10 protein-coding genes are annotated in these 17,748 nt (G+C 68.0%); 6 read left to right on the top strand and 4 right to left on the bottom strand.

What is annotated here, in order from left to right; translation table 11 throughout:
* The first annotated feature begins 232 nt into the window (after nucleotides 1-232).
* Genes VD972_RS03225 through VD972_RS03215 form a run of 3 tightly spaced genes read left to right on the top strand, consistent with a single transcriptional unit; the run spans nucleotide 233 to nucleotide 6,900 of the window.
* Nucleotides 233-2,728 carry a TonB-dependent receptor plug domain-containing protein gene (locus VD972_RS03225; RefSeq protein ID WP_324980545.1) on the top strand — a complete coding sequence of 832 codons (2,496 nt, stop codon included), beginning with the start codon at nucleotides 233-235 and terminating at the stop codon, nucleotides 2,726-2,728.
* Nucleotides 2,729-2,776: 48 nt separating this feature from the next.
* Nucleotides 2,777-3,598 (top strand): hypothetical protein, encoded by an 822-nt coding sequence (locus VD972_RS03220; RefSeq protein ID WP_324980542.1) that lies wholly within the window; start codon nucleotides 2,777-2,779, stop codon nucleotides 3,596-3,598.
* A complete protein-coding gene (locus tag VD972_RS03215; RefSeq protein WP_324980539.1) occupies nucleotides 3,595-6,900 on the top strand; it encodes a serine/threonine-protein kinase in 3,306 nt (1,101 codons plus the stop codon). Before VD972_RS03220 ends, VD972_RS03215 begins: the two co-directional genes overlap by 4 nt.
* Before the next feature lie 59 nt (nucleotides 6,901-6,959).
* Here the strand turns inward: VD972_RS03215 and VD972_RS03210 are convergent, their stop codons facing one another.
* Nucleotides 6,960-7,304 carry a hypothetical protein gene (locus VD972_RS03210; protein WP_324980536.1) on the bottom strand — a complete coding sequence of 115 codons (345 nt, stop codon included), beginning with the start codon at nucleotides 7,302-7,304 and terminating at the stop codon, nucleotides 6,960-6,962.
* Between the two features lie 288 nt (nucleotides 7,305-7,592).
* On the opposite strand from VD972_RS03210, the gene VD972_RS03205 reads away from it, so the two are divergent.
* From VD972_RS03205 to VD972_RS03195, 3 genes are all read left to right on the top strand, one after another.
* Complete coding sequence (locus tag VD972_RS03205) at nucleotides 7,593-8,120, top strand: molybdenum cofactor carrier protein (protein WP_324980533.1); 528 nt, start codon at nucleotides 7,593-7,595, stop codon at nucleotides 8,118-8,120.
* 119 nt (nucleotides 8,121-8,239) lie between these two features.
* Nucleotides 8,240-8,641: a hypothetical protein gene (locus VD972_RS03200; RefSeq protein WP_324980529.1), complete on the top strand. Its 402-nt coding sequence runs from the start codon at nucleotides 8,240-8,242 to the stop codon at nucleotides 8,639-8,641.
* A gap of 41 nt (nucleotides 8,642-8,682) precedes the next feature.
* Nucleotides 8,683-12,960 carry an AAA family ATPase gene (locus VD972_RS03195; protein ID WP_324980526.1) on the top strand — a complete coding sequence of 1,426 codons (4,278 nt, stop codon included), beginning with the start codon at nucleotides 8,683-8,685 and terminating at the stop codon, nucleotides 12,958-12,960.
* Here the strand turns inward: VD972_RS03195 and VD972_RS03190 are convergent.
* The 3 genes from VD972_RS03190 to VD972_RS03180 form a co-directional block, all read right to left on the bottom strand.
* Nucleotides 12,937-14,286: a radical SAM protein gene (locus VD972_RS03190; RefSeq protein ID WP_324980524.1), complete on the bottom strand. Its 1,350-nt coding sequence runs from the start codon at nucleotides 14,284-14,286 to the stop codon at nucleotides 12,937-12,939. The genes VD972_RS03195 and VD972_RS03190 overlap by 24 nt on opposite strands.
* Before the next feature lie 431 nt (nucleotides 14,287-14,717).
* The gene (locus VD972_RS03185; protein WP_324980521.1) at nucleotides 14,718-15,773 is read right to left on the bottom strand and encodes a hypothetical protein; all 1,056 of its coding nucleotides are present in this window, start codon (nucleotides 15,771-15,773) and stop codon (nucleotides 14,718-14,720) included.
* 16 nt (nucleotides 15,774-15,789) lie between these two features.
* Nucleotides 15,790-17,700, bottom strand: coding sequence for a hypothetical protein (locus VD972_RS03180; protein ID WP_324980518.1), 1,911 nt, complete (start codon nucleotides 17,698-17,700; stop codon nucleotides 15,790-15,792).
* Nucleotides 17,701-17,748: the final 48 nt, after the last annotated feature.

The following is a 17,748-nucleotide window of genomic DNA, read 5'->3' as shown; positions in this document are numbered from 1 at the left end:
CTCTCACGCTGTGTCAGCGGGTCCCAGGGGTAGGGTGAGCGACTCCCGAGCGGGTCTGGCCCTCCACTTGGCGCACATGAATGCAGTAGGGTAACTTGAATCTGACAGTTCGAGCGTCTGAGCCAAACCCTGGGTTGGAGGGGGCTCCTGCGCTCCTCCTGTTGTTCGGGGCTTCAAGAAACGTAGAAGGCTGCTCCACTTAGCGGATGTGAGAATGATGCACTCGACTGCAATGAGTTGGCCGCGCCGTGTCGCGGCCGTGGTTCTCTCCGGTTTGGCCGTCTGCTTCGCCGTGGGGCTCACCACAGGCACTGCCCAGGCCCAGACGAAGCCCAAGAACGTCGCGGCGGATGGCCAGACCAAGGGCAAGGGCGTCAAGGGCAAGGGCGTCAAGGGTGTGAAGAAGGGGAAGACGCCGGCGCCTCCGCCCGCGCCCGTCATCACCCCCACGCCCGCGCCTTCTCCGCTGGACAGCATGCCCTCCGAGGATCCGACGGTGACACCGTCGATGACAGAGGAGCCCGCCGCTCCGGCCGCGAGCCACTCTCTGCCGCCCGAGCCACCGCCGGAGCCTGCTCCTGTGGCAGCGCCTATGCCCACGCCCGTGGCTGCTCCTGCGCCCGCGGCGGGCTCGCTGCCTCCGCCCGGAGGCCTGGCCGCAGAGCCGGCGCCGTCCTCTAATCTTCCGAACACGTCCCCCTTTGCCGGCCCCGAGAGCAGCCGGGCGCTGCCGCCGCCCTCCAGCATGGCGGGCGTGGGCCTCGAGGATCCGCTCTCGGGTCAGAGCTCCATCGAGACGGCGGTGAACCAGCTGCTGAGCGAGGCCGTGGTGACCACCGCGGGCAAGCGTAACCAGCGCCTGCAGGACGTGCCACTGACCGTGGCGTGGATCCCCGCCGAGGAGCTGGAGGGCACGGGCGCCTTCACGCTCTGCGAGGCCATCCAGTACTTCCCCGGCCTGGAGTGCCGCCGCGGCGCCATGCGCAAGGTGGCGGTGAGCGCGCGCGGCCTGGGCTCCAACTACCTGTCCAATCGGCTGCTGCTGCTCAAGGATGGCCGTCCGCTGACGGATCCGTGGACGGGCCAGTTCTACGCGGATGAGACGACGCCGATGACCAACCTCAAGCAGGTGGAGGTGATCCGAGGCCCTGGCTCCTCACTGTACGGCTCCAACGCCTTCAGCGGCGTGATCAACCTCATCGAGCGTCAGCCGGCGGACCTGATGCAGGAGGGCCGGGACTTCGGCGCTGAGGGCCGCCTGCTGGCGGGCCAGGACAACACCTACCGCGTGCAGACGACGGCGGCCGGCCGGGCCGGCCCGGTAGAGGCGCTGGCCAGCTACTACGGCTTCATCTCGGATGGTCCGCAGCTCTTCAATGACGTGCGAACGGGCCGCGTGGACACCAACGAGGACTCGCGGGTCCACCAGGTGAGCGGCAAGGTCAAGGTGAAGAGCTTCTCGCTCGATGCGGACTACACCAATGCGAACCTCGGCCGTCCGGGTGGCAAGCAGATCTCCACCATCGGAAACTGCGGCCGGTGCCACTACACGCCGGATGACAACGAGCACGTGGAGAACCTCAACGCCTCGGTCCAGTTCGACAACCAGGTGACGGACAACGTGCGCGTCTTCGGTCAGGGCTTCGCGCTCTTCAAGCGCCGCAAGATCGACCTGAAGAACATGATCACCGAGGAGCTGCAGCCCACGCTCGGCAAGCGCCGCCGGTTTGGCGGTGAGGTGCGTGCGCTGGTCAGCCTGGACAAGTTCAACGTCACCTTCGGCGGCGACGTGAAGGACGACCTGGTCAACAACCAGAACGTCCTCCAGGGGTTGACCTCGGATGACACGACGCAGACCATCATCGGCGGCTTCGTGGACGCCGAGTATCGGCCCCTGAGCCGGCTGGTGCTCAGCGCCGGCGCCCGCTATGACCGGTACCAGATCCCCGAGAACGTGTGGACCGCGCGCTCGAATCAGATCTCCCCGCGCGCCTCCATCGTGTTCCACGCGATGGACGACCTGACGCTGCGCACCAACTACGGCCGCGCCTTCCGCGCGCCCACGCTGGCAGAGCTGGCCATCAACCAGCAGATGTACGCGGCCACGCTGATCGGCGCCTCGGACCTGCGCGCGGAGACGCTGGACACCTACGAGGTGGCGGTGGACTTCTGGCCCTTCAATCGCCGGGTGCGCATGACGGCCACGGGCTTCTACAACCACGCCAAGAACTTCATCAACCAGCAGCTCATGTTCGGCTCCACCTCGCAGTTCCGGAACATCGGCGATGCGCGCGTGGTGGGCGCGGAGCTGGAGATGGCGGCGCAGATCCCCTCCGCCAACTCGTCGTTCGACGTGGCCTACCAGTTCCTGGATGCGCAGTCGCTGCCGTATGGCGGCGGCGACTCCGCGCAGCTGGACTACGCCCCGCACCACCGCATCTACGCCCGCGCCCGCACCAACATCGGCAAGGTGGGCTTCGCGGAGGTGTATGGCCTCTTCGTGGGCCCGCGCTTCGATCCCGGCTTCATCGTCGAGGAGACGGGCGTCACCGAGCGTGTGAAGCTGCCGAGCTACGTCACCGCCACCGCCCGTGTGGGTGTGAACGTCAACGAGACCGTGTCCTTGTCGCTGCTGGGCACCAACCTGTTCGACTCGCAGTACGAGGAGTCCCACGGCTTCCCGGCCCCCCCGCGAGGCGTCTTCAGTGAAGTCAAGATCCGCTACTAGCCTCCTTTGAGACCCGCCTCTCACCTGGAGGCCGACCAAGGCCTCCTGTTGATCGCAGATCCCTCGCTCGCGCCGACGGTGCTCGAGCAGGTGGCCCCCACGCTCGCACGCGGTGGGGTCTCCCTGTTCTCGGGCACCGAGGAGCCGGGCGGTCCGCGCGCCACCGTGCGCCGGCTCGTCCTGTTCGACGGGCGGCTACAGCCGTCGCACGCGGAGCTGCTGCGCCGCGACCCGCCCGCGCTGCTGCTGGCCACGCGCGAGCCGGAGAGCGGGCCCACGGAGTGGGAGGCGCGCCTGATCGGGGCCATCCTGCGAGCGGGCTCGCTGGTGCCGGAGGGCCTGTCCGTGGCCCGGCAGAGGATCCGGCAGATGCGGGACGTGCAGCACTCGGCGGATGCGGCCGCGTTGATCGTCCAGGAGGCCGGGGGCTCGAAGACGGCGGCTCTGCTGGTGGCGGACGTGCTGCACGAGCTGGCAGTCAACGCCCTGCTCGATGCGCCCGTGGATGCGCAGGGCGAGCCGAAGTATGCCCACAGGCGTACCGAGGTGCAGGAGGTGGATCCGGAGGATGCTTGCGAGCTGGGGCTCGCGGTGGATGGATCTCGCATCTACCTGGAGGCGGTGGACAGGTTTGGCCGGCTGACGACGGGGCCGTTCGCCCGAGCGCTGGATTCCTATGGAGGGCGTGTGCAGGTCAATTCTTCAGGCGGCGGGGCGGGGCTGGGACTGAGGCGGATGATCGAGCACAGCGATGCCATCGCCGTGCGCGTCATCCGGGGGCGTGAGTCGCGCGTGCTCTGCGCGGTGGATCTCGGGGAGGCGCGCCGTCGCGCAGCGTTCCCCAAGTCGCTGCTGTTCTGTACGGAATGAGGGTAGGGCCGGTGGAGAACCAGGGTTCTAACGCAAACATCAGCCGCTCCCGTGTGGGCAACATCACCCACGTGCGGATCTCGGGCGTCATTGACGAGACGTTCCCGCTCTCGCCCGCCACCACGGAGCTCACCGGGATCGTCGTCGTCGATCTCGGCGCCGTGGACCGCATCAGCTCGTTCGGCGTGCGCAAGTGGATCGAGTTCGTCTCCAGGCTGCCGTCTGGCGCCATCAGCATGTACGTGGTCTTCGCGCCCCCCGTGGTCGTGGACCAGCTGAACATGGTGGAGGGCTTCGCGGGCATCTCGCGCGTGCTCACGGTGCTGGCGCCGTACTCGTGCAAGACGTGCAGCGAGGATCGGCTGCGCGCCGTCAACCTGATGGACGAGGCGCAGATCATCTCGGAGAACCGCGCCCCCGAGCACAACTGCCCTGTCTGCTCCAACCCGCTGGAGTTCGCGGATCTGCCGAGCGAGTTCTTCGGCTACATGCGCCGGCAGAACCTGGGCACCGTGGATCCGGTGGTGATGCGCTACCTGCGCCTCATGGTGGCAGCGGAGCCGCTGGATCTGCCCTCGCACCTGAAGGTGGTGCAGGACGACATCACCTACATCACCCTGGCCAGCGTCATCCGGGGTGATCTCAACGTGCGCCGGCTGGCCTCGGGGCTGGAGGGGCGCGTCGCGTTCGACTTCTCGCACGTGGCCAAGGTGGAGCTGGAGGGCGTGCTGAAGCTGGAGCAGGTGCTGGAGACGTCGGCCAAGGCCGGGCAGGTGGTGCTCTGCCGGGTGCCGCCCTCCGTGCTGTCTCCGCTGGCCAAGTCCGGCAAGCCGCTGCCCGCCAAGGTCCACTCGCTGTGGCTGCCGTACGAGTGTCAGAACTGCGGCCAGCTGCAGCACCAGCGACAGCATGCCGCCTCATTCCTGCAGCTGCTCAAGCAGAACGAGGGGCAGGAGCGTCCGTGCTCGGTGTGTGGCGGGGCCTCGCGGCTGGCCTCCATTCCCAACCTGGCGCAGTTCCTGTCCCGGGTGCCGCTGACGGACAAGCCCCTGGAGGACATCGAGGCGCTGGAGTCCAAGTCCACCACCCAGTTCCTCTTCGGCTCAGCCAACGCGGAGCCGGTGGCCAACGCGGGCAACACGGACATCAGCGGCTCTCACGGCGGCGGCAAGCTGCAGATCATCCGCCGGCTGGGCCAGGGCGGCATGGCCGAAGTCTTCCTCGCCAAGCAGGTGGGCGTGAAGGGCTTCGAGAAGTTCCTGGTGATGAAGAAGATTCTCCAGCAGTTCGCGGAGAATCCCGAGTTCGTGGACATGCTCTTCGCCGAGGCCCGGGCGAACGCGCGGCTCACGCACCCCAACGTCGTCCAAACGTTCGACGTGGGCGTCACCGAGGGCGTCGCGTACATCCTCATGGAGTACGTGCGCGGCCCGGATCTCAAGCGGCTGATGAACGAGCTGCGCCGCAAGGGCCTGGCGCTGCCCATGGAGCACGCGCTGCGCATCGTCGCGGAGACGGCGGCGGGCCTGCACTACGCCCACAGCTACGTGGATCCGGCGGGCAACGCGCACCCGGTGGTGCACCGGGACGTCAGCCCGCACAACATCCTCATCTCGCTCGACGGCGCCGTGAAGCTGAGCGACTTCGGCATCGCCAAGGTGCAGGGCGAGGACCACACCCAGGCGGGCGTGCTCAAGGGGAAGATCTCGTACATCTCCCCGGAGGCCGCCGCGGGCCGTCCGCTGGATGCGCGCAACGACGTGTTCGCGCTGGGCGTGGTGCTCTTCGAGCTGCTCACCGGGCAGCTGCCGTTCCGCCGCGATCACGACGCGGCCACGCTCAACGCCATCGTCCGCGAGCCGGCGCCCGTCCCCTCGCAGCTCAAGCCGAGCATTCCGCAGGATGTGTCAGATCTGATCCTGCGCGCGCTGGTGAAGGATCCGGCGCGGCGCACGCCCTCGTCGGCGGCGGTACGCGAGGAGATCGAAGCGGTGATGGCGCACCACCGGCTCAACTCCTCGCCGGCCGCGGTGGCCCAGTTCTTCAAGGACACACTGGGCGACAGGCTGCAGGAGTACGCGCCCGCGGGCGCCGCCTCGCCCGGCTCTGGCTCGCACCCGAAGGTGGCCACCAGCGGCACGGGTGACCTGGAGTCTCCGTCCAACACGCGCTCCTCGGCGCGGCTGGCGGGCTCTGCCAGCAACTCCGGGACAGGCTCGGGCTCTCGTCCCAACCTGACGGCCTCCCGCTCAGGCACGGGCTCCGGTCCTCGTCCCGTTGCCCCCGCCAAGTCCGGGAGCGGCCCCCGCCCGATCCCAGCGGCCTCCGCGCCTCCGGGGGCCGTGGAGGCTGCCAATGCCGCGGCGGCGGAGGCTGCCGAGCAGGCGAAGATGAAGCAGGCCGCGGGCCAGCAGGCGCGAAGCCCTGGTACGGGCTCACGCCCCGCGCTCCCGTCGGCGCAGGCTCCCGCGGGCAGCGCCTCGCGCCAGGCGCTCCGTCCGATGTCCGGAGCCCAGTCCTCGCCCGCTCAGGCCGTGGCGCAGGCTGGCGGCGCGCCCATGGCCGTAGCCCAGCAGCCGGCTCAGCGTCCCTCCTCAGTGGGCACCCCGGCCGTCGCCGTCGCCACGGCGCCCGCACCTCGCCCCAACTCCCAGATCACCAGCCCGGCGCCGATGCCCCGCCCCGCCGTGCCCGCCCCTGCCCAGGCGCCGTCACGCACCGCCTTGCCCGCCGTCTCGCCCTCGCCCGTTCCCGCTCAGCACACGCCTGCGGCGGACCCGTTCGAGCTGGCCGAGCCCCCCTCGTCTCGCAAGTGGATCTGGATGGCCGGGGGTGTCGTCGCCCTGGGCATCCTGATCTTCATCGCCATGCGCCTCATGGGCGGAGGCGACGGCATCAGGGTGGACAACCTCTCGCCCGGCGAGAGGCTCTACATCGGTGGGCTCCGGGTGGATGGCCCTCCGCGCATCGAGAAGCCCGGCGCGTTGCTCGTCTCCACCGCCGTGGATGGCCGGCTGCGACGCTTCGGCAGGACGGAGCGCCGGGACCGCATCGATGTGCGCACCATCCCCGAGGCGCTGCCGCAGCCGGGCAGCACGGGGATGCTGATCCTCGTGGGCAACCCCAAGGGGTGTCGCATCAAGGTGGGCAACGAGGTGCTCCCGGAGAACACGCTCAAGACTCCCATCGAGGCGGGCAAGGAGCTGCCGGTCATCGTCACCTGCCCGTCAGGCGATGTCTCCGTGTCGGTGATGGCCGTGCCTGGCCAGGAAGTCGAGATCGATCCCCGTCCGAAGAAATGAGCCGGGTGCGGGAGGAGGAGCGGCGTTCAGCTCCTCCAGCTCCCGCGCGCGGCCGCGCTTCAGTCGTGCGAGCCGACGTGCTGGTCTCCGTGGCTGGGGCAGACCCAGTGGAACGCGCAGGAGCACGGCATGGCCCGGGCCCTGGCGCAGCAGCGCCCGCCGAAGTGCTCCTCGAGCGTGGGGGGCGTCTCATCCGGTGAGGGCAGGGCGCTGAGCCACTGGGCGCGAGAGCTCAGCCGCCCTCGGAGCTGCTTGAAGGACAGCTGGCCGGAGCGTGCGGGGAGCCTCTCGCAGCACCCCTCCTCCATGCAGCCGGGGCAGAGGGAGCGCTCGCAGTGGGCGCACCAGTCAAAGATTTCATAGGCCTTGCCGCGCCGTTCACACCCCGCGCACACATCGAACATGACTGATCCTCCCGGCTTCCTCGCAAAAGGTAGGGGGATGGTCCGACATGGAGGTGGGTTGACGCGGTGCGCGGGTAGGGTGCCACCTCACGGACTGGCAGGCCCAGGGACTCGGGAACTTGTGGGATCCTGGGCATGTCCCAGGGCGGGGTGACGTAGAAGGTTCAGTGTCTGGCGAGTGAAGCCGCGCCGCCGTTCGAAGTCCTGGCAGCGGGGGGAATGCCTCAGCACCGAGATTGCATTGAAGTTCTGGAATCCGAGGCTCTGCCTCCCTACATGGGAAGGGTCATGTTGCAGCTCAGAAAGATCATCGGCGTGATGGGCTCCGGACGGGAGGAGTACCGCGAGTGGGTGGTGCCGTTGGCGCGGTGGCTGGCCGAGCACGGCTACGATCTGCTCACAGGGGCGGGAGAGGGGGTCATGCGGGTGGCAGCGGAGGCGTTCGTCGCCGTGCCAGGGCGTCGTGGGCTCTCCGTGGGCATCATCCCCGGCGAGGTGGTGGACGGGGTGTACAAGCCCTCGCCGGGCTACCCCAACCCGAACGTGGAGCTGCCGGTGCTCACCCACCTGCCGCTGCGCGGGGCGCGAGGCCGGGAGCCCATGAGCCGCAACCACGTGAACGTCCTCACCGCTCACGCGCTCGTCTTCCTGCCGGGTGGGCCGGGCACGCTGTCGGAGGCGGAGCTGACCCTCCAATACCGCAAGGCCGCCATCCTCTTCGGACCTGAACGGGAGTTCCGGAGGTTCCCGGCCGCGCTCGAGCGAACAGACTCACTGGAGCGGATCTGCGAGTGGCTGCTGGCGACGGTCCGGTAGGCGCTCCCAGCGAACCTGACAGGTCTTCCGCGCGCTGACTCTGGTATGGTCAGTGGCGAACAGTCGTGCCACCCGACGCCTCGTCTCTGTCTTGCGTCGTTCAGGGTGCTGTCTCCGCCATGATCAACCCCGACTATCCGTTGGCCAGTTGGTACCTCGTGATCTCCACGCTGTTCTTCGTGGTGGTCATCGCCCTGCCGCTGTTGTTCGTGCCGCTGACGTGGGCGCGGTGGTTCGGGTGGAAGATCCCGGAGGGCAACACGGACCTGACAGTCTACTTGGGGCGGTGCCTCGGCGCGGCGGCGCTGTCCATCATCATCGCGGTGGCGCACGGCATCCCGAATCCGAAGAGCCACCACCTGCTCTTCGATCTGGTGGCCATGGCCTCGGGGTTGATGATCCTCATCCACGTGTGGGGGGCCATCCGCAAGACGCAGCCGCTCTCCGAGACCGTGGAGATCGCCGTGTGGGGGGTGGCGTTCGTGTTCGCTGTCTGGATCCGCTTCTCGGTGCTGGCCTGAGCCATGCTCCTGGACGCAGTGCAGCTCGAGAGGACCGGGTCTTGAACGAGCGGATGACGCTGGCGGCGCTGGCGCCGTACGTCCCGACGGCCATCGTGCGCAAGCTGGCCCAGCTGGGGGAGGCGCCCCTGCCGCCGGTGGAGCCCACACGCGGAGCCAGCCTGCTGCTGGACATCGCCGGCTTCACGCCGATCGTCGTCTCGCTGAGCGGTGCCGGGCCTCGGGGCATCGACGCGCTCCAGCGCCTGCTCTCCAGCCTCTTCACGGAGATCATCGAGGGCATCCGCGACTACGGTGGGGACATCTACCAGTTCGCCGGAGACTCGGTGCTGGCCCTCTTCGAGCCGGATCGGGGAGAGACGGACGCGGACGTGGTGCGGCGCGCGGCGATCTGCGGGACACACGTCCAGAAGAAGCTGGCCCGCTTCAGCAGCGTGGAGCTGCTGGGGCAGCGCTTCACCGTGTCCTCACGCGTCGGCGTGGGCTTCGGCGAGTGCCACCGGATCGTCCTCGGAGAGCCGGAGCAGTGGCTGCAGCCGGGGCTCATCGGCCAGCCGCTGGAGCAGGCGGTGCATGCGGAGAAGAAGTCCTCCGGCGGAGAGGTGATCCTGAGCCGTGAGGCCTCCGCGCTGCTTCCCCCCAACACGGCGGGCGAGCCGCGTGAGGGCTTCTTCCGGTTCGCGCCGCCAGCGAACCACATCCCCCCGCCCCAGCGCGCGCTGCATGTGGGCGGCGCGCGGGCGCTGGGGCAGTGCTCGCTGCTGCTCCACCCGGAGCTGTTGCGCAAGGTGATGACCTCGCACCAGGGGTTCACCGGAGACTTCCGCGATATTACGTGCGTCTTCGTGAAGGTGGGCTCCAGCCGGCCGCACGCCGAGGCCGAGGCCTTCGTGCGGGAGTTCAACGGGTTCTTCACGTTTGCCCAGCGCGAGAGCAACGCCCACCGCGGCGTGCTGCTGATGCCGGACTTCACGGACAAGGGGAACGTCCTCTACTTCGTCTTCGGCGCGCCCACGGCCCAACAGAACAAGGAATCGCTGGCCTGCCACTTCGCCTCCAAGCTCCTGCAGGGGCAGGCGGGCTTCCCCGCCATTGAGGAGCTGCGGATCGGCATCGCCACTGGCCCGGCGTACTGGGGGGAGATGGGCGCGCAGTCGCGCAAGGGCTCCTGGGCGCTGGGCGAGGTGGTGAACATCGCGGCGCGGCTGATGGCCCACGCGCGCGAGCCCGGCATCCAGATCGACGCGAACACACAGCGGAAGACGCTCCACGAGTTCGCCCTGGCGCACGTGGAGGATGCGAAGCTCAAGGGCATCTCCCGCGTGGTCCCCATCTACCGCGTCCAGTCGCGGCAGGTGCGCAGCCTGCTCGTCAAGGGGCAGGGCGAGATCGTCGGGCGCCGCAAGGAGCTGGAGGTGCTGCGCGAGGCGGTGGATGAGGCCATCGCCGGAAACGGCCGCATGTGTGTCATCTCCGGCGAGGCGGGCATCGGCAAGTCCCGTCTGTCCAGCCGGCTGGTGGAGGAGGCCGAGACGCAGGGCGCGCTGACGCTCTACGGCATCTGCTACTCGTACGAGACGTTCACGCCCTTCTTCCCTTGGAAGGAAGTGCTCGTGCAGCTCTTCCAGCTCCGTGAGGGGGACGGGCCCCAGGATCGGCTGGAGCGCATCCACCGCATCTTCGAGGGACTGGAGGACGTAGGGCCGGAGTGGGTGCCGGTACTGGCCGGCATCATGGGCCTGCCGGTGGTGGAGGACGAGCGGACGGCGGCCCTGGATGCGCGCCAGAAGAACCAGCAGGTCTTCCAGATCATCTACAAGCTGCTGGTGAAGCTCAACGAGTCCATGCCCGTGCTCCTCTTCTTCGAGGATCTGCACTGGGCGGACCAGATCTCGCTGGATCTCATCGAGTACATGGCCGCGCGGATCCACTCGCTGCGGCTCACCCTGCTGGTGACGATGCGGCCGGGCAACGCGCTGAGCGATCTGCGGGCGCCGGGCGTCGTCCGCCGGGTGGACCTGACCCAGCTGGACGAGGAGGACACGCGCGAGCTGCTGCGGCTGCACCTGAAGCTCTCCCCGCCGAACCCCGCCCTCGAGAACCTGATGATGGCGAAGGTTCAGGGCAACCCGTTCTTCATCGAGTCCTTGGTGGAGGGGTTGGTGGAGGAGGGGCACCTGGAGGAGATGACGGGGGGCGGGCGGGTGCTGCGGCGCAGCCTCCAGAGCCTGCGGATCCCGGACTCCATCCAGGACGTGGTGCTCAACCGCATTGACCTGCTGCCGGAGATGGAGAAGCTCATCGTCAAGGTGGCCTCCGTCATCGGGCGCATCTTCTCGCTGGACGCCGTCCACGCGCTCCTGCCCGAGGGCATCGAGCTGGACGAGGCGAAGCGGGCCATGGCGCAGCTCACCAGCCTGGGGCTCGTCCTGCTGGAGATGGAGGAGCCGTACACCTGCCTCTTCAAGCACATCGTCATCCGTGACGTGGCGTACAACACGCTGCTGGTGTCGGGGCGCGAGGACCTGCACCGGCGCCTGGCGCGCTTCCTGGAGGCGAAGGCCGAGGACAACGCCGTGAAGCCGGCGGGCATCCTCGCGTACCACTACCTGACGGGGAACGACGAGGCCAAGGGGCTGGAGTACACGCTCATGGCCGCGCGCGCCGCCAAGCGCCAGTACGCGAACGATGAAGCCATCCACCACTACAACAAGGCCCTGGAGGTGCTCTCCACCGCGGAGACGCTGGATCGCATCGTCGTGCTCGAGGACACGCGCCAGGTCATGCTGGAGCTGGCGCAGACGCTGCTCCAGTCCGGCAACTACGCCGCCGCCATCCAGATGTTCGAGCAGCGCCTGGCCGATGAGGACGCGGATGATGTGCGCGCGGAGATCCACGTGGGACTGGGCCGCGCCTTCCAGGAGAAGGGCGAGTCCGGCCGGGCCATTCAGGAGCTGGAGCACGCGCTGAAGCTGATGGGGCACACCCCGCCTCGCACCAAGGTGGGGCTGGTGCTGCGCACGGCGGTCAGCTTCGGCCTCCACCTGCTGAGCCTGGCCTTCCCGTGGATCCTCCGGCCCGTGCCGGCACACAAGCGGGCGATCTTCATCAAGCAGCTCGGCACGCTCTACTCGCTGGGCCGGATCTACTACTTCGTGGATCTCTCCAAGCTCATCTGGGCCACGCTGGTGTCCATCAACATGGCGGAGCGGGTCCGCACGGACTGGGGGCTGAGCCAGGCCGGCTCGTACTACGGCACCGTGCTCTTTGGCGCGGGGCTGCTCAAGCGCTCGACGCGCTACCTCGAGCGGGCGCTGGAGTTCGGCCGGCGCTCGCAGGACGCGGTGGCGGAGGGGATCGCGCTGGGCCGCCTGGGCTTCAGCGCCATCTTCGCCAATGAGCAGGATCGTGCCGGCAAGCTGGGGGTGGAGGCGATCGAGATGCTCCGCCAGGTGGGCGAGCGGTGGGAGGTGCAGACCGCGATGATGGTCGTGGCCACCAGCCACTTCCTCGCCTCGCGCTTCGAGACGGCCGAGCGGTACTTCCGGGAGATGGGCGAGCTGGGCGTGGAGCTGAACGCGCTCATGCATCAGGGGTGGGCGCACGCCTGGCTGCCCATGTGCCGCTACCTGCGGGGCGAGGGCGAGGTGGCGCAGCAGTGCGCGGATCTGGAGAAGGGGCTGCGCATCAGCATCGAGGTGGATGATCTGGCCAACCAGTGCGCCGCGCTCAACCACCTGGCCAATGTCGCCGTGCGAGAGCACCGGGCGGAGGAGGCGGCGCGAGTGGCCGTGCAGGCCTTCGACACCGTGTGGAAGTACCAGGTGCTGGTGCCGTTCCTGCAGATCGGACTGGTGGACTCGGCGGAGGCGGCGCTCTTCGCGCTGGAGGAGGGGGCCACCTCGGTGCCTCGCTCGAAGCTGCTGCGGATCGTCCGCCTGGGCAGCTTCAAGGCGCGCGCCCTGTCCCGCATCTACCCGTACATGAAGGGCCCGGCGCTCCGGGTGACGGCCCGCTTCCTGCGGCTGCGCAAGGGCAGCGCTGCCGCTGAGCCCGTGTTCCTCCAGGCCATCGAGCTGCTCGAGAAGGGGCCCAACCGCTGGGAGCTGGGCGTGGCCTGCTTCGACGCGGCCGTGGCCCTGCCGCACCGCCGCACGCAGCTGCTGGCGCGGGCGCGGGAGGTGTTCACCTCCGTTGGCGCCCTGGCCGAGCTACGGCGTGTGCAGCGGATGGAGGTGGAGGGCGCGCCCATGCTCAAGCAGCCCGCGGCGCTGCCCTCCTCGACTGCGCCTGCCTCAACTGAGCCGCTGCGGCTGTAGCCCCAGCTTCGCCATCTGCTCGGCGTCCCAGTCCTCGATCGGATCCAGGCCGGCGATGTAGCGGCGGGCCTTGTTCTTCACGGGGTTGCGGATGCTGAGGATCTCCGGCCCGGAGAAGAGCACGCTGCTCTTGTAGCGCGGCATGTTGCTCATCATCAGCTTGGACCAGTAGTGCCGCACCAGGTTGGGCAGGGAGCCCAGCTCAGTGCACAGGCGGGTGAAGTGCTCCGCCACCTCTGAGGGGTGCAGGTTCTTCGGGCGGTGGCACAGCGTGTACCCGTCATAGTCCCTGCTGATGGTGCCGGGCAGCAGCCGCCCCTCCGCCTGGAGCTGGCGGTAGAAGGGCGTCTCCGGGTACGGGGAGACGATGCCCAGGAACGTGATGGAGAAGTAGCGCAGGTCCGACAGGTACTCCGGCACTTTCGCCAGGTACTCGTTGGTGTCGCCGTCCGAGCCGACGATCAGGCCGAACGAGAGGACGATGCCGTTCGAGAAGGCGCGGCGGATGACGGCGTCGATCTCGGACAGCTTGTTCTGGCCCTTGTTCATGGCCTTGAGGGAGTCCGGGTTGAGGGACTCCAGGCCGGTGTAGATGTAGCGGCACCCGGCCTGCGCCATCAGCCTCACCAGGGACTCGTCCTTGAGGATGTTGAAGGTCAGGGCGCAGCCCCAGTTCTTCTTCAGGGGGATGAGCGCCTCGCACAGCTCGCGCAGGTACTTGGGCGAGCCGCCCAGGTTGTTGTCCACGAACCCGAAGAAGTCGTCGATCAGCCCGAAGAAGTTCTTGTTGAAGGCCATCTTCGTCTTGATCTCGTCGATGACGTCCGCGACGGGGCGGTAGCGGTACTTCTCGTGGCCCGTGAGCACGCAGAAGTTGCAGGTGAAGGGGCAGCCCCGCGACGCCTCGATGCTCGACATCCGCATCGGGCTCATCTTGAAGTCGAGCAGATCGTACCGCTGCGGCTTGATGGCGGCCGGGCCGAGCGAGGGCAGGCTGTAGCGCTTCTGGAGCTGGCCCTTCTCGAAGTCCTGGATGACCGAGGGGACGTTGGCCTCGGGCTCTCCCAGGACCACGGCGTCGAAGTACTGCGCCACATCATCGGCGAAGTGGCCCGCGTGCCGCCCCCCCGCCACCGTCACCATCCCGCGCTGGCGGAACAGCGTGGAGAGCACCTTCGTGTGCTCGTAGTACGAGTGCAGGTAGGAGAAGAAGACGAGGTCCCAATGCCGATCCAGCGGGATCTCCACCTCCTTCTCATTGAAGATCTCCACCTCCACATGCGGCGGACAGAGCCCGGCGATGAGCTCCGGCACCGAGGACTGCATGATGGAGTACTCCTTGACGCGCTTCCGAGTGGGGTGAGTGAACGTGGCAATGATCGCGATGCGCATAATGTGAGTGAAAGAATGTCACAATGCTGGAAAAAGGACAGATTGTGAGCGCACACAACACGACGAGTCATACCCACCCGTAGCGGGTGCTCGTCCTCGCGGCAGCCACCGGACGGTGTTGCGCCACGGCCACGCCCAAGGATCGGAGGGACTCTGGGAGAGCGGGGCGCGCAAGGCCGGACAGGGGCACTCGAGGGCGGCACGCGCCGCTGCACCCAATACGCTCTTCAGGGTCTCCCAGTGCCGACGAGCGGGGGGATCACCGGCGCGAGCTGAAGGCTCTGCTGGAGGTGATCGCCTGGCGGCGGGGAGAGGGAGGGCTGGGAGGACGGGCGCCCTCAGGGACGCCCGTCCAACTCACCCTGTTACTGCGGGACGCAGAACGAGGGGGGCGGCGGGAACGTGTAGAGCGGAATCGCAGGAAGCGCGTAACGCATCGGCATGCCAATGAAGGTGACGATCCCGGGCGCTGGCGGCGCGGTGACGGGCGGGAAGTTCCACGGCCGGCGCGACACGGCGTCCGTCTTCGGGTCCGCCACCTTGTAGGTGAGCTGAAGGGGACGCGGCCCCGTATTGGGCACCAGCACCACCGCGAAGCCCACGGGCGACGGCGTGTCCGTGACGATGAAGCCGCGGGTGGAGCGCAGCTCGGGCGGAGGGATACCCGGAGGAGCCCAGTCGATGTAATACACTTGGCCCCCACCCTCCACCTCGACACCAATGCTGTCCGCCGGCGCCCTCAACGAGGAGTTGCCAGCGTGGAAGAGGCCGAGGACAGCAACGGAGTGGTACTGGGCGGGATCGATCAGATCCGTCACCACCGTGGGGCGGCTCTGGACGACCGTCAGGTGCTTGGCGACGGCCTCCAAGATGCCGTGCCTGCCGATGTGGACGGCCTCCTGGGAGATGCAGGTGCCGTCCGTGGTCATGATGGGGCGCAGCGTCAGGGTGGGCAGGTACTGCGTCGGCGGAGTGGGCGGAAGCGGTGGACCGATCTGCTCCGTGGGCAGCTCGCCCGAGCCCGTCGCGAGGATGAAGTAGGGCACGGTGCTGCGGCTGGGGACACCGGGCAGCTCCCAGATCCCCCGCGGATCCGAAGTCACCGAACCGACGGGCGCTCCGGCGACCGGATCAAAGGCGCTGATGGTGGCGTTGCGCACCGACGAGCGCAGGTACAGGGGGATGCCCTCGTTGAGGAACGGCGGCATGGGGCAGCCCTGGCCGCAGAAGGCCAGGCTCATGAAGAACGCTTCAGGATCCCAGGCCACGCCGGAGATGCGCGTCTCCAGCTTGACGCTGCTGGCGCTGACGAAGCTCGCGGTGGGGATGAACTTGGAATCCTCTGGCGGGGTTGACTGCTCGCAACCCGCTGCCAGCAGAAGGGAGCCAAGGATGAGGGTGCTTCGGAGATGACCATTCATGGCGAGAGGCTTCCTTCTAGTTCTCAGGGAGGATGTGGAGCTGAGGCGTGTTGTCCCCATGGCACTGCTGCGCGCAGTTGCCATAGCGGCTCGGCTCCGCCCGGGTAACGAACTTGGCCGCGAAGAACTCTTCTCCGTGAGACGTCAGGTGGCACGTGCCGCACGCATAGAGGCTGGGGCGCGTGGCGCTGTCCTTGACGAGGTGGCAGGCGGTGCAGTCGTTCTTGGGCAGCGGGTACTTGGGCGACCGCATGTGCAGCTTGTGGAGGTTCTCCATGAAGGTGTTGCCCTGGAACGTCTCGTACTGGTGGCACGCCTTGCAGGTCTCGATGTGATCCACCGACAGGCCGTGGCGCAGGTTGTCCAGCGAGAGCACGCCGCGGTGGCAGATCTGGCAGTTGCCGACCCGCCCCGGGTACGTGGTCTTCTCATTGGAGCCCACCTGGATGAAGTAGGGCTTGAGCTTGGTGGTGCGCTCGCCGGCGAAGTAGCGGCTCCACTTGATGAGGGCCACGTAGGTGCCGGAGTCGAGCTGGCCGGGCAGCTGGAGCCCGAAGCGCGTGGACCACTTCACCGGGAACGCGGCGGTCTCCAGCGGCGTGGCCGCCGTCTCGAGGATGGCCGAGTAGTTGAAGGTTCGCGCGAAGTAGGACGCCGGCTCCTTCGGGTTGCTGCGGGTGACGAGCTTGTGGAGCGGACCCGCCACGTTGACGATGGGGATCATGTCCAGCTCCAGCGTGTTATCCAGGTAGGGCAGGATCATGTAGAGCAGGCCGTTGCTCTGGTTGGACACCATCTCCTGCGCGCTCGGCAGCGTGTCCGGCGAGTGCAGCCGGTTGCCCTCCCCGTCACGCAGGTCGATGAACATGTTCATGGTCTCGCCCCCCGTGAAGAACTCGCCATTGGCCGGCGCGACGATCTGGAGGTTGGGATCGATACCGAAGCCGCACGGAGTGGGGTTGCCCGCCGCGTCCGTACAGGTGGGCGGCAGATCCTGCTGGGACACGAACGTCACCGGGAAGTAGAACGGCTCGTTGGGCATCTGGCTCCAGACGACGCGCAGGGCGCCCTCGCCGCGGAGGTCCGGGATGCGGAAGGTCTTGAAGGGGTTGGTGCTCCCCAAGAGGTCCATGCGCGCCGTGGTGCGGAAGACGGGCCCCTGCGGCGGCCAGCCTGGGATCTCCGGCTGGCGGTTGACCCCGATGTCACCTGGGAAGCGCGGCGGGAGGACATTCTCCATGCGCCAGCTGAACTGCGAGTGCCCCGACTGCGCCGTCTCCACGAGGAACTCCGAGCGGTCGTACTCGATGGGCGTGCCACGCACCGTGCCCTCTGCGTCCAGGATCTCGATCGTGAAGGTGTCGCCCTTGACGTTTCGCCAGTTGGCGTTGTCGAAGAGGACCTGGCGGGTCCACCGGTCCTGGAGCGCTCCGGGCACTTCGGCGCCGAAGATCCAGTCCTCCGACTGAATGGCGACGTTGTTCCAGTCCAGGCTCTTGAAGCGCGACTGCTTCGTGAGCCAGTTCAGCGGCTCCCTCATGTCCGCGGGGTTCGTGTGGAGATTGACGACGGTGTCAGTCACCGTGAACTGGTTGAAGAAGTAGTTGGTGTTGGCCACCAGCCGGAGCTCCCCTGGGGGGACATAGTCCGGGAAGCCATCGACGTGCGCGGAGCTCGGGCACGTGTCGGGGTAGGGGATGGGCGTGGAATTCTTGGGCACTGCCTGGGCGTTCGGCAGCATCGCGCAGCCGTTGTACCACTGCAGCGACAGGCGGATGGAGCCGGAGGCCGCCGACTGGTACGGGTCGAAGACGGTGGCGCCACGACCCCTTGTGTTCTCCGTGTCGGACACATCGACGAGGTTACAGGCCAGGCTCGGTAACAGGAGCGCACAGAGTGCGCCGGTCAGAAGAGGAGATCGGGTCATTCGCACTGCACCAGAGGTGTCCGTAAGGGCGGAGGAAGGTTCTCTGTC

Source organism: Hyalangium sp. (assembly GCF_035629615.1).
GTDB lineage: Bacteria > Myxococcota > Myxococcia > Myxococcales > Myxococcaceae > Hyalangium.
Note: the sequence above shows the minus strand (reverse complement) of the source record. Positions and strands in the feature narration are given on the sequence as shown.

Coding starts and splice junctions, on each gene's coding strand:
- VD972_RS03210 (WP_324980536.1), bottom strand. CDS start 7,304: ATGTTCGATGTGTGCGCGGGGTGTGAACGGCGCGGCAAGGCCTATGAA.
- VD972_RS03185 (WP_324980521.1), bottom strand. CDS start 15,773: ATGAATGGTCATCTCCGAAGCACCCTCATCCTTGGCTCCCTTCTGCTG.
- VD972_RS03200 (WP_324980529.1), top strand. CDS start 8,240: ATGATCAACCCCGACTATCCGTTGGCCAGTTGGTACCTCGTGATCTCC.
- VD972_RS03205 (WP_324980533.1), top strand. CDS start 7,593: ATGTTGCAGCTCAGAAAGATCATCGGCGTGATGGGCTCCGGACGGGAG.
- VD972_RS03180 (WP_324980518.1), bottom strand. CDS start 17,700: ATGACCCGATCTCCTCTTCTGACCGGCGCACTCTGTGCGCTCCTGTTA.
- VD972_RS03215 (WP_324980539.1), top strand. CDS start 3,595: ATGAGGGTAGGGCCGGTGGAGAACCAGGGTTCTAACGCAAACATCAGC.
- VD972_RS03190 (WP_324980524.1), bottom strand. CDS start 14,286: ATGCAGTCCTCGGTGCCGGAGCTCATCGCCGGGCTCTGTCCGCCGCAT.
- VD972_RS03225 (WP_324980545.1), top strand. CDS start 233: ATGAGTTGGCCGCGCCGTGTCGCGGCCGTGGTTCTCTCCGGTTTGGCC.